Origin of the sequence: Flavobacterium geliluteum, from assembly GCF_017948595.1 — a bacterium.
Lineage (GTDB): Bacteria > Bacteroidota > Bacteroidia > Flavobacteriales > Flavobacteriaceae > Flavobacterium > Flavobacterium flavipigmentatum.
Genome location: NZ_JAGFBV010000029.1, coordinates 44,086 through 57,332 on the forward strand (window position 1 = coordinate 44,086; position 13,247 = coordinate 57,332).

General features: G+C 34.9%; 9 protein-coding genes. 3 read left to right on the plus strand and 6 right to left on the minus strand.

Features of this window, described 5'->3' with window-relative positions:
- Positions 1–27: 27 nt before the first annotated feature.
- The 3 genes from J3495_RS15895 to J3495_RS15905 all read left to right on the plus strand — a co-directional run bounded on the left by J3495_RS15895 (position 28) and on the right by J3495_RS15905 (position 5,696).
- A complete protein-coding gene (locus tag J3495_RS15895; RefSeq protein WP_210667526.1) occupies positions 28–1,635 on the plus strand; it encodes a RagB/SusD family nutrient uptake outer membrane protein in 1,608 nt (535 codons plus the stop codon).
- Between the two features lie 20 nt (positions 1,636–1,655).
- Positions 1,656–2,747 carry a SusE domain-containing protein gene (locus J3495_RS15900; RefSeq protein ID WP_210667527.1) on the plus strand — a complete coding sequence of 364 codons (1,092 nt, stop codon included), beginning with the start codon at positions 1,656–1,658 and terminating at the stop codon, positions 2,745–2,747.
- 75 nt (positions 2,748–2,822) lie between these two features.
- Complete coding sequence (locus tag J3495_RS15905) at positions 2,823–5,696, plus strand: alpha-amylase family glycosyl hydrolase (protein WP_210667528.1); 2,874 nt, start codon at positions 2,823–2,825, stop codon at positions 5,694–5,696.
- A 76-nt stretch (positions 5,697–5,772) separates the two neighbouring features.
- Here J3495_RS15905 and J3495_RS15910 read toward each other — a convergent pair whose 3' ends face one another.
- The 6 genes from J3495_RS15910 to J3495_RS15935 form a co-directional block, all read right to left on the minus strand.
- Positions 5,773–6,135: a response regulator transcription factor gene (locus J3495_RS15910; protein ID WP_210667529.1), complete on the minus strand. Its 363-nt coding sequence runs from the start codon at positions 6,133–6,135 to the stop codon at positions 5,773–5,775.
- Entirely contained in the window at positions 6,132–8,843 is a 2,712-nt protein-coding gene (locus J3495_RS15915; RefSeq protein WP_210667530.1) for a sensor histidine kinase, read from the minus strand. Before J3495_RS15915 ends, J3495_RS15910 begins: the two co-directional genes overlap by 4 nt.
- 317 nt (positions 8,844–9,160) lie before the next feature.
- Entirely contained in the window at positions 9,161–9,388 is a 228-nt protein-coding gene (locus J3495_RS15920) for a DUF6814 family protein (RefSeq protein ID WP_210667531.1), read from the minus strand.
- 11 nt (positions 9,389–9,399) lie between these two features.
- A complete protein-coding gene (locus tag J3495_RS15925; RefSeq protein WP_210667532.1) occupies positions 9,400–10,935 on the minus strand; it encodes an MFS transporter in 1,536 nt (511 codons plus the stop codon).
- 21 nt (positions 10,936–10,956) lie between these two features.
- Positions 10,957–12,336: a porin gene (locus tag J3495_RS15930; protein WP_210667533.1), complete on the minus strand. Its 1,380-nt coding sequence runs from the start codon at positions 12,334–12,336 to the stop codon at positions 10,957–10,959.
- 99 nt (positions 12,337–12,435) lie between these two features.
- Positions 12,436–12,855, minus strand: a complete 420-nt coding sequence (locus tag J3495_RS15935) for an IS1/IS1595 family N-terminal zinc-binding domain-containing protein (RefSeq protein ID WP_210667534.1) — start codon at positions 12,853–12,855, stop codon at positions 12,436–12,438.
- Positions 12,856–13,247 lie beyond the last annotated feature (392 nt).

The following is a 13,247-nucleotide window of genomic DNA, read 5'->3' on the forward strand; positions in this document are numbered from 1 at the left end:
GAAATCAAAAATTTAAAAATAAACAAAATGAAAATATCATTTAAATATATATCTTATTTTTTCCTATTCATTTTAGGATTAAGTATGACGCTTACTTCGTGTACCGACGACCTAAACGTGACGCCAAAGGATGATGATGAGTTTTTATCTGAAACCTTTTTTCAAGATCCCGCATCGTACAAGCAAGTATTGGCAAAATTATATGCAGGTCTGTATGTAGGAGGAAATGATGGAGATGGTTCTGCAGATATTGCTGGATTGAGTGGGGATTTTAGTAGTTATTTGCGTTTGCTTTTTGTAACACAGGAGTTTACTACTGATGAAGCAATTATCGCTTGGGCGGATGGTACTTTACCAACATTGAATGCTCAAACTTGGTCGCCTGCAAATGAATTTCTGGAAGGAACATTCTCTAGAGCTTTTTATCACATTAGTGTTGCTAATGAGTTTTTAAGACAAACTACAGATGAAAAATTAACGGCAAGAGGTGTTGATGCTACTTTAAAAGCTGAAATCGCTACTTTTAGAGCTGAGGCTCGTTTCTTGAGAGCATTTTCATACTATAACTTAATGGATTTATTTGGGAATGTGCCAATCACTACAGAAAATGATCCTGTAGGTTTCTTTTACCCAGCACAAAAATCCAGAGCAGAAGTTTTTGCTTTTGTAGAATCTGAATTGAAAGATTTAGATACTGGTTTGGCTGCTTCAAAAACAAATGAATATGGTAGAGTGGATAAAGCTGCTGCTAAATTTTTATTAGCTCAGGTTTATCTGAATGCGAATGTATATGTAGGAACACCTAAATTTAATGAGGCTGCAGCATTATGCAAAGATATTATTGATAACTCTGGTTATACATTTGCTAATGTACCTTACGCTTATTTGTTCTCTGCAGATAATAATAGAAACGGTGCACAAAGTGAGGTAATTTTTCCAATTGTAAGTGATGGTAATGCTATTAGAGCTACAGGTGGAGGGATGAGTTTTATCATGCACGCTTCCATCGGAGGTAGTATGGATGCTGCTTCACGCGGTATGGACGGTGGATGGCAAGGAATTAGAACTCGTAGAGAGTTTGTAAATCTTTTTCCTGACGAAACCGCAACTGCTGATAAAAGAGGAACTTTTTATACAACAGGCCAAGCAAAAGACATCGCTAATGTTGGGACATTTACAGACGGTTATGCTGTAACAAAATACATCAACAAAAATGCAGATGGTTCTGCAGCACAAAGAAATGATATCCCGGATATCGATTTTCCAATGTTCAGATTAACAGATGCTTATTTAATGTACGCTGAAGCAACACTTAGAGGAGCTACTACAGGAAACATAACTACAGCTTTGGGTTATATCAATCAAATCAGAGATAGAGCGGATGCAGCGCCAATCAATGCTGGACAATTAACTCTTGACTTTATCCTAGATGAAAGAGGGAGAGAATTATTTTGGGAATGTCACAGAAGAACAGATTTAATTCGTTTTGGAAAATTCACAGGCGGATCTAAAATCTGGCAATGGAAAGGCGGTTCTGTAAATGGAAGTGCAACAGAGTCTTACAGAGATTTAATGCCTATTCCTGCAAGAAACATTCAGGCAAATCCAACTTTGAAACAAAATCCGGGTTACTAACATCTTAATATAATATTAAAATGAAAAACATATATAAAATTTTAATCGCATTTATTGGCGTGTTGATTGTATCATGTAATGCTGATGATGTAGATAACCGACCAATTGTAGATGCTGTTGCTACATCAGAAATAACTTCGCCAGCAACTGGAAAAGAGTTTGTTTTGGATGTAAATAAACCAGCAGAAGAAGCTACTAAATTTGAATGGTCAGCTGCTGAATATTCTAAAGATGTAGTGGTAGAATATACTTTATTAATAGATAAAAAAGGGGGTGATTTTACAGCTGCAAAAACTCTTGCTACAACAAAAAATGTTACAAATGTATCAGTTTTGGTTAGAGAATTAAATCAGGTAGCAATTGAGCTTGGAGGAAAACCAGAAGAGGTTTCATCGTTTGATATAAAAGTGAAATCAACAGTTTCAGGTGGTGTTCCTCAAATTTCAAAAACATTAATTTCTATAAATGTTACTCCTTACACGGGTAAAGTGACTTATGATTTTACAGATTGGTATCTAATTGGAGCAGCTGTAGAGGGAGGTTGGGATAATAATACCGACACTAAACATCAACCAATGTATAGAGATGGGAAAAATGCAAATCTCTATAAATTTACAGGATTTTTTAAAGCTGGTAATTTTAAGCTTATTTCTGAAAAAGGAAGTTGGGATTCTCAATTAGGAAACGCAGGAGGTGATGCAATTGAAATTAAGAATAATGCAGGCGAATTTACGATTCCAGCCGACGGATATTATACTTTTCAATTCAATACGACTACTTTAAAATATACATTAGTAGACTACAACGCAACTGCGGCAGTAACACATTCAACTGTTGGTATTATTGGAAGCAGTACTTCTAAAGGTTGGGATGCTTCTACTGCAATGGTAAAATCCTCATTCAGTGCTCATGTTTGGTCTCTTGGCGTAACTTCATTAAATGATGGAGAACTTAAATTTAGAGCAAATGATGCTTGGGATGTTTCTTGGGGAGGAAATACTCCTTTCTCAGGGGGCGGTACTGGAGATAATATACCAGTAGCAAAATCTAAATATGTAATTTATTTTAATGATTTAGATGGCAGTTATTCATTGATTCCAAATCAAGACTAATCTCTCTTGAAATATTTAAAAGGGCTATCTAAAAGGTAGCCCTTTTTTGATAAAACTAACCAAACCAACCACAATATGAAAAAAACCATACTATCACTATTTCTTTTATTATCAGTATCTCTTTTTGCCCAGCAACAAACGGTAATTTATTCTATAAGTCCTACTACTTTTGAAGAAACAGCTTCAGTTACAATTACAATTAATGGAAGTAGTATTAACGAAACCACTTGGGGTGTTGTCGGAAATGCTTTGTATATGTGGGCTTGGGCTTTTGATTTAAATGATACCACCCAAAAAGGCACTCCTTTAAATGGTACTTGGGAAGCATCAGATGAGGCAAGCAGATTTACCTATAACAGCGGAACAGATACTTACACAAAAACTATCACACCAACAACTTATTATAATACTACAGGGATCGGTAAAATAGGCTTTTTAATTAAAGCTAAAAACGGAACTGGCGATAAAAAATCACAAGACATTTTGGTCGAGGTGGGCACTTTTCAGGTTAATCTGGCCGCTCCAGTCGAAAATAGTGCCACAATTATTGCGTCAGGTGCCAGCTTTAATATTGCTGCCACAAACACAAATGGTGCTGCAAATTATAGTCTAAAAGCAAACGGGGTTGTTATAAATACCAACGCAAGTACAACCAATTACGCCTATACTGCTACGAATATTGTAAACAATCAAAATTATGAATTGTCTGCAACACAAGGAGCGGTTACCATTATAAAAAAGTTCTCAGTAGTTGTCAATCCTAATACAGTTATGGAAGCTATGCCAGCTGGTTTGGTTGATGGAATTAATTATCATGCTGATGATGCCACAAAAGCAACATTGGTTCTCGATGCGCCTTTAAAAGATTTTGTTTATGTGGCCGGAAGTTTCAACAACTGGCAGCCAACAATAACGTATGCTATGAAAAAAGATCCGGCTTCGGGTAAATTCTGGTTAGAATTAAATGGTTTGGTTTCGGGAGTAAACAATACCTACCAATATTGGGTGGTAGATGCAACACCATTAACAAATTCTCCTTCATTAGTAAAAACAGCAGATCCATATTCAACTTTAGTATTATCTCCATTTGATGACGCTTCGATTCCTGCCGCGTCATATCCAAATATGGCAGCTTATCCGGCGGGACAAAATTTTGAAGTTACCGTTCTTAAAACAGGAGAAACGTCATACAATTGGCAAGTGATCAATTTTACAAAACCGGAAAAAGAAAAATTAGTAATTTATGAAGTTTTGGTTCGTGATTTTGATGCGAATAGAAGCTATCAAAGTTTAATTGATAAAATAGATTATTTTAAAAACTTAAAAATAAATGCCATTCAGCTAATGCCAGTAATGGAGTTTGAAGGTAATGAAAGCTGGGGTTACAATACTTCTTTTCACATGGCTTTGGATAAGTTTTACGGAACTTCTAATAAATTAAAAGAACTTATTGACTTGTGTCACCAAAACGGAATTGCAGTTATTCTGGACGTAGCTTTAAATCATGCTTTTGGAAGAAATCCGATGGTTAGAATGTGGATGAGTGATCCAGATGGTGATGGTTTTGGTTCGTCAACAGTAGAAAACCCTTATTTTAATACAGTTGCAAAACACAGTTATAATGTTGGAGAAGATTTTAATCACCAACAAATCAGAACTCAGAATTATGTAAAAAGAGTGATCAAACAATGGGTAGAAGAATATAAAATTGATGGATTTCGTTGGGATTTAACCAAAGGTTTTACTCAAAACTGTACTGCCAACGATGAGGCATGTACCAATGATTTGCAACAGGACAGAATAGATGTTTTAAAATCGTATGCAGATTATTCTTGGAATCTTGACCCGACACATTATACGATTTTTGAACATTTAGGTACAGATGCTGAAGAATTGCAATGGGCCAATTACAGAGTTGGAGAATCTCCAAGTAAAGGAATTATGCTTTGGGGTAACTTTAATAATGCTTATAACCAGTTGGCAATGGGTTATGCGTCTGATAGTAATATTTCCAGAATGGTAAGTAGCACTCATGGTTTTACTGCCAATCGTTTAGTGGGTTATGCAGAGAGTCATGATGAAGAACGCTTAATGTATAAAAATGTACAATATGGAAATTCTAACGGAAGCTATAACGTAAAAAATTTAAATACAGCTTTGTCAAGAATGTCTGCCATTGGAGCAGTATCATTACTCGTTCCCGGGCCAAAAATGATTTGGCATTTTGGAGAGTTAGGCTGGGAATCTTCAATTTTTACCTGTAATAATGGTACTGTAAACACAAGTAGCGATGCAACATCAGGTGATTGTAAATTAGACACAAAACCACAACCACAATGGACAGGGAATTGGTTAGGCAATTCAGATAGAAATAAAATTTATAACGATTGGGCAAAAATGATTACTATGAAAACAGTAGAACCGGTATTTCTGGGGACTGCTACAATCGTAAATGCAAATACATTGCTTCAGAATATAAAAATAACCAATGCCGAATTAGCTTCGACTCAGTTGAAAGACGTGTTAATTTTGGCCAATTTTGATGTTACAGCGCAGAATGTTCCAACGGGATTCCCATACGTCGGAACTTGGTACAATTTGATGGATAATACTACCATCAACGTTGCTGATATTGCGGCTCCTATAAATCTTCCTCCTGGAGAATTTAGAATTTACGGAAATAAACAAGCCAATTTAGCTATCGAAAATTTCGAAAAAGGAAACCTGGTTACTTTATATCCAAATCCGGTCGCAGACTATTTTACTTTGAATCTGACTGCCAAAAAAGTTCAGTTATATTCAGTTTCGGGACAACTTGTAAAAAGTTTCACTCCTAATGAAAACCAAAACTTTCAATTTCACGTAAGTGATTTAAAAGCAGGACTATATATTGTAAAAGCAATGGATGGTAATGATAAAACCCAAGTAATAAAATTTATAAAAAAATAAATATTTTGTTAGTGTGAAGAGGGCTGTCTGGAGGAGGCAGCCTTTTTTATAAAATCGTTCTGGTTTTCATTAAAACTTATTGTATCAATTCGTTTACCTGTTCTACTAATTTTTTTATCGAAAAAGGTTTTACCACATACAGGTCAGCCCCTAATGCAAGTCCTTTTTCAATATTTTTTTGTTTGTTTTTTGCCGAAAGGAAAATGACTTTGCAATGCTGTAGCCTGCTGTCTTTTTTGATTTCTTCTAATGTGGCGAATCCGTCAACCATTGGCATCATGACATCCAAAATAATTAAATCCGGAAGCTGTTTTTCAAGAATATCCAGTGCTTCCTGACCGTCACGAGCAATAAAAACTTCAAAATTATTTTTTTTAAAAGTATACTCAAGCGACATTACAATATTGGGTTCGTCATCTACAATTAAAATTTTCTTCATATCGATATGCTTTCAGTGGTCTTGTAATTAGGTAATGTAAAAACAAATGTAGCACCATTATTATCGGTGTCTTCTGTCCAGATTTTCCCTTTATGATGTTCTATAATTTGTTTGCAGATCGCAAGTCCTAGCCCGCTTCCAATGGGTTTTTTTACATTTTGATCTCGCGATTGATAGAATTTGTCAAAAATAGATTCCATTTCTTCTTTTTTAATTCCTTTTCCATTATTATGAATTTTAATCACCACATTCTGAGTGTTTTCAAGTATGCTAATAGTGATTTTTCCTTCCTTTTCCGAACAAAATTTTATAGCATTTGAAAGTAGATTATGAATAACCTGAATAATTCTTTCTTCGTCATAAAAAGCTTTTATTTCGCTTGACGAAGCTTTTACTTCAATACTAATATTTTTATTTTTTATTAATTGGTTAAGGGATGCCAAAGTGTTTTTAATTGTTATTGACAGATCATTTTTAGAAAGATGAAGTTTTTGTTTCCCTGTTTCAAATTTCTCTAAGTCTAAAATTTTGTCAATCAGGCGATTCAGTCGGTCAGATTCGGTAATAATGCTTTTTAAAAATTGCTTTCTTATTTCTTGCGGAATCTCATCATCGTCATGCAAAATTTCGCTCGCAGCACGAATGGCCGTAATTGGCGTTCGTAATTCATGGGTTACAGTGTCCAGAAATTCATCTTTTTGAATGTCTTTATTAATGAGTTGCTCATTGGCTACTTTTAATTTTTCAGAAATGGTTTTTAATTCTCTTGAAGTATCCGTTAGCTTTTTATTAATAATAATATTTTCTTTCGATTCTTCCAGAATTCTAAGCACTTCCGGCAGGCTAATTTTGTCTTCCTGTATGACATTTGCTATTAAAATTTTAGCGGAAGCTGTACCAATATGACCCGTAAGTAAGTTTTCGGCAAATTTGATAAATCGCGCATCTGCAGTATTATCGTTTTTGTCTATGTTGTATTTCAAGTTAAAAATAGTAAGCGCTCGTCTTGTTCTTGACTCTCCTAGAAATCGCTCTAAAACTTTCTGAATGTCAGATATATAAGCAATTCCTTTCCATACAAAAGCATTTTCGTGATTGGTGATGTATTGGTCAATATCTACAAACATTTCGGCATAATTACGTTCTCTGTAATTGCCTCTCAAACTTACCGAAACGGCTAAATAACTCATGGTGTTTAAGAGCATGCTCCAGAAAAAAGCATGCTGGATAGGGTCTAAATAATCCAATCCTAAAATATGAAATGGTTTGAGTAATGTAATTCCCCAAGGTCCTGATTGAATAAAGGTGCTTGACGATTTTGTTATGCCAATGGCGTACGGAATCAATATGGTGTAAAGACAGACTAAAAAACCTAAGATGATTCCGGTTACCGCTCCTTTTTTTGAACCTCTTCGCCAGAATAGTGCGCCAAAAAAAGAAGGAGCCAATTGTGCAATGACGACAAACGACACCAAGCCAATGGAAACCAAGGAATAGTCTAAAACGAAACCTCTGTAAATGGCATACGCTACAATTATCAGTAAAAAAATCCCTATTTTTCTGCTATTAACAATGCGTTTGCTGTTTTTTTCCTGAGAAATATCTTTTAGTGAACCTATAAACCCATAGGGAATAAGAAGGTTGTTGCTCAGCATTGTTGCCAATGAAATAGAAGACACAATAATCATAGAAATGGCTGCTGAAAAACCGCCAAGAAAAACCAATACTGTCAAGAATTTATTATCAAAATATTGCGGAATGAGCAACGAATAAGTATCTGAATTGAATCCTTTACCTTCAAAAAGAATGTTGCCTCCCCACGCAATAGGATAAATAAAAATATTAAACAATAAAAGGTATAATGGAAAAAGCCAAATTGCGGTCTGAATGTGTCTTTCTTTGTTATTTTCAATAATTGCTGTATGAAATTGTCTTGGCAATAAAAAAATAGCAAACATTGACAAAATGCAAAGGAAGAACCAGTTAATGGCTTGCGAGAGTCCTCCAATCGTATTTTTTTTATCAAAATTTTCCAATAAAGATGCTTTGGCGTAAATATCGTCAAATCCATCAAAAACAAAAAAGGTAATGTAGCTGCCAATTATCAAAAAGAAAATCAATTTTAGGATCGATTCTATGGCAACTGCCGTAACGATACCGCGTCTTTTTTCTGAGGCGTCTACATATTTTGTTCCGTAATAGGAAGCAAATAAAGCCAAAGCAATACAAACATAGGTGGTAGTATCTGTAAAAATATTAGAACTCGCCTGCGTTTTAGTAACAATATAAAAGGTGTCAGAAATTGATTTTAGCTGTAAAGAAATATAAGGTAAGATTCCGAATAAGCAAATAATGGTGACCAAGGCTCCCAGAAATCTACTGTTTCCGTATCGTAAAGAAATAAAATCTGCAATGCTTGAAATTTTATTTACTCTCGAAATTCGGATAATTCTCTTGAGAATAATCATCCAGGTGGGTATCACTAAAATGGGGCCTATATAAATGGGTAAATAACCCAAGCCAGATTCTGCAGCAACACCAATACTTCCGTAATAGGTCCAGGCTGTGCAGTATACCGCTAATGAAAAAGAGTAGATATAGGCATTATTTGTCCATTTAGAGTGGCTTCTTTTTTCAGACCAATATGCAATGTAAAAAAGAATCGATAAATAGAGCACCAATATTAATAAAAGTTCAATGCTACTCATAATATCTCTTTATGATTAGGTAAGATATGGCAATCGAAAAAATCCATGCCGAAAAGATGTAAATATAGATGATTGGGAATCCAAAAAGTGATTTTGAACTATCAAATAGCAGCAACAACGGTACGTTCATTGCTAATAACATTAGCAGTGAAAGGATAACCAATTTTTGTTCGTGTCTCTTTTTCATAAGAAGATGCTGTTTACTTGGTAGCAAAATTTGCTTAATTTCTTAAAGATAATCTACTTAAATCTGTGTTTTTTATTTAAAAATAGACAGCCTCCACCAATATAGGCAGAGACTGTTCTATTGGGGCAATTTAATTATTTTTTTCGTCATAATCACCCATTAAGGCATAATAGCCAAAGGTTCCTAATCCTAAAACGATTAAGGGTGTGAGTACAAAAAGGATAATAATTCCGAATACTAAATCCTCTTGTTTTCCTGACATAAATTTGGGTAATCCAAAAGTAAAGATGCAAAAATAAGCTGCAGCTACTGCTAATGCGATCCAAACTAATCCTAAAACTCTTTTTATCTGATTCATAGCTGTGTTTTTTATACGTGAGCGTTTTTATCTTTATTTTTAATGTAAACCATTCCGATTATAAAGGATACCGAAGCAATAATAATTGGATACCAGAGTCCTTCGAGATAGAATTCTGTATGGCCTAAATCTTTTGCATTGGTCACAAAATAGGTTGAAATAGCAGGCAGTAATCCTCCAAAAATTCCATTTCCTACGTGATACGGTAATGACATCGATGTATATCTAATTTTTACAGGAAACATTTCTACCAGAAACGCTGCAATCGGCCCATATACCATCGTAACAAACAATACTTGTACAAATACTAAAAATATCAAAGCCCAATTGTCACTGGAGTTAATCTTTATTGTGGTTTTGGTTTCTATTTTTGGTTTGCCATCGACAATTTTAGCCACACCATTTTCTAAAGATACCGTTTTTATCTCTACCAATTTTGTTCCGTCTGTGTACTCTTTGTTGGTAGTATAAATAGAGTCTGATGTTTGTTTTTTGTTTTCTTTTAATTCGGCAAGTAGTGTGGTTTTTTCGACTATTTCAGTTTTATTTTTCACAGATGTGGTTTCGTACATTTGTTTATAGATAGGTCTGTACAAGAGAATGGCCATTAACATTCCGCCCATCATGATGTATTTTCTACCCACTTTGTCACTCAGCCATCCAAAAACGATAAAGAAAGGTGTGCCGATAATCAGAGCGATTCCGAGTAAAGTATCTACCTGAGAGGAGTCGATAGACATAACGGTTTTCATGAAACTCATGGCATAAAATTGGCCGGTATACCAAACAACACCTTGTCCCATTGTTGCTCCAAATAAAGCCAACAATACAAATTTTAAGTTATAACGATTTCCAAAACTTTCCTTTAATGGATTGGTACTTGTTTTTCCTTCACTTTTCGCTTTAGCGAAAACAGGAGATTCATGCATGTTTTTTCGAATAATATACGAAACTCCAACCATGATGATCGAAACCCAAAACGGGACTCTCCATCCCCATTCATCAAATTGTTCAGGTGTAAGAATGTTTCTTGTGGCTAAAATGACCATCAAAGAAATAAATAACCCTACCGTTGCCGTAGTCTGAATCCACGAAGTCCAGTATCCTCTTTGTCCAACTGGCGCATGCTCGGCGACATAAGTTGCTGCTCCGCCATATTCGCCTCCCAAAGCAAGACCTTGTAGCAAACGAAGAATCAGAACTAATAAAGGGGCCATAAAACCAATGGTTTCGTAACTGGGGATACATCCAATCAAGAAGGTGGCTCCGCCCATTAAAAGTAACGTTACCATAAAAGTGTATTTTCGACCAATTAAATCACCTAGTCTACCGAAGAAAAGTGCTCCAAAAGGGCGAACTACAAAACCTGCTGCAAATGTTGCCAGCGTAGACAAGAAAGCTGCCGTAGGATTATCTGACGGAAAAAATTTAGTGGAAATGACAACAGCCAAACTTCCAAAGATGTAAAAATCGTACCATTCTATCATGGTTCCCATTGAGGATGCAGAAATGACTTTCCAAATTCCTTTTGTTGATTTAGTACTCATAAATTATTTTTTTTAGTTAGTTTATAGATAGATTTGTAATTGCAGTATAAATTCTCCTTTTGATCCTGAAGTAGTTGAAGGTGTGGTATAAATGGGTCTTGTTGAATATTGTGCCGTTATTTTGGCGTGTTGACCGTCTAAGAAAAAGTTGGTTCCGAGATCAAATTGAGTACTTGATTTATCTAATGCATCAAAACTTTTATAAGTAAAAGCTCCAAAAGGCTGCACCCGTACTTTTGGTTTTTCTGCTGCGCTGGGTAATAAAACACCCGCCTGTGTGTACCAGATGTTTCCAGATCCAATAGAAGGTTGTGCGTTTCCTGCTCCTGCCAATGCTCTGCTGCCAGTAAAACCTGGATCTGCAGTACCAATGTTCATAATGCCTACGTTACGTAAATAATTAGGGCCAAAGTCGTAATCATAAAAAACACTGTAGGCAGTTACAGCCATTTTGTTTGTTTTGTTTCCAAGAGGCAAATCAAGAAAGACGTCAGCTGCAAAAAGATTGATGTTATGTTTACTGATGGTATTGTTAACCGAAGATCTTGTTCCGTCTGGTGCTGTATAAAAACCAGCCCCAATATTAAATACTTTTTTGGTTCCTAAATAGCTTCCTACTTTGTAAGGCAGTAAATTGGATTCCTGATCTAAAAATTGATATTCAAAATAACCAGCTTTTGACCATTTTGTATTCCCACTATTGTCAACAGCTACGGCCTCATCTGCGGTAATTGCGTTAGCCGGAACCAAGTTTGTAGCGTAAGGCTTGTTGTAGCTTAAACGGTATTCTAATTTACCAAATTTACCTTTTGCAAACAACCCCATTTGTCTAGCAAACTGATCTGAGTTTTCTATTAACGGCCAGTTGAATATAGGGGCGTCTATGGTTAAGAAATTCAAGGTAGAAGCCATTGTTGATCTGGATAGTCCCATATAATAATGTAATCCTCCTCCAAGTGATAAACTAAATTTTTTATCTTTTTCGGGTAATACTAATGCGTATTCATTCCAGGCATCATGAAAAAACAGGCCAGGTTTTTTTCCGGCACCGTATCCACCAGTTCCCGTAGTTCCGGCAGCGCCACCATTGGTAAAGGTTTGGTTGTTGATACCAAAATGCGTTACAATCATGTATCTTTTAGACAATTGAGAGTAGGCCAGAAAACGTAATCGTCGGTTCCCGATATCGGTTCCGGTTGTAGTTGCTTCATTTCCAATCATTGTTCCGGGATTCATCTCTCCGGATCGAAACCATATTTGGTTCCACACAATAAATCGCATGTATTTTGAACCATCTTCGTTCAAATTGAATTTCATTCCGCTACCGTAATCTGCAGAGCCTTGTGAAAAACTTTTCACAGACATTAAAAGTATTGCCGTGATAAAAAATATTTTTTTCATAAATAAAATTTTGGTTACGATCGTTAGTAAATAAAGTACCAAATTCTATTATTTTATTAGGAAAAAAAATTTAGATATATTTTTGTGTAAAAGGTATAGTTAGTCCTTGAATCTTTCCCATTTTATCAGCATAAATTTGTCTCCAAGTTCTGTAATAATCATTCCTGCTCCGGATAATAATGCTTTGTTTTTAAGGTATTCAATAAGTTCTAAATGACTTAAAATCTTATAAGTAGGGTGGTAGTTGGCATGTGAAGGTTTTTTTATGTTAAAGGTTTTTACCCAATTGCTTATCGTAACATGAGAAACGCCAATAATGCGTTCTATTTCACGAAAACTAAGGCCTTCAAGATAAAGTTGCAATGCTTTGGAAACATAGTAATCATCTATCTTTTTTCCGATTTTATTAACGGTAAAAAAATAGTTGCATTTTTTACATAAATACCTTTGTTTACTATTAATGATGCCACTTTTTATGATATGATTATCCTGGCATTTTGGGCATGATAAAATCTCCATGTATATATAATTTGCATAAATATACTAAATTAGCAATTATAATAAAGAGAATAACGCAAATAAAAGAACTTTAATTTACGGGAATAAAATTTTTAAACCGTATTTATTGAGGTTTTTCTATTAATTTACGAAATTTTATTTTTTCGAGATATTCTTTTGCGAATAGGAAACATTGTAGGCGGATACTAAAAAATACATTCAAACTAAAGTAGTATATAGTCGAGTGTAAAATTTTAAACTTGATTTTAAAATTTACAAGAATAACGGATCAACACATATTGTTGTGGGGAAATATTAAAATCTAGATATTTGTATTTTCAAATTATACCCTAATGCAAGATTCTTTTATCGATATCCTTAAGTTGTTACTGCCTGAGATACTAGTAGACTAC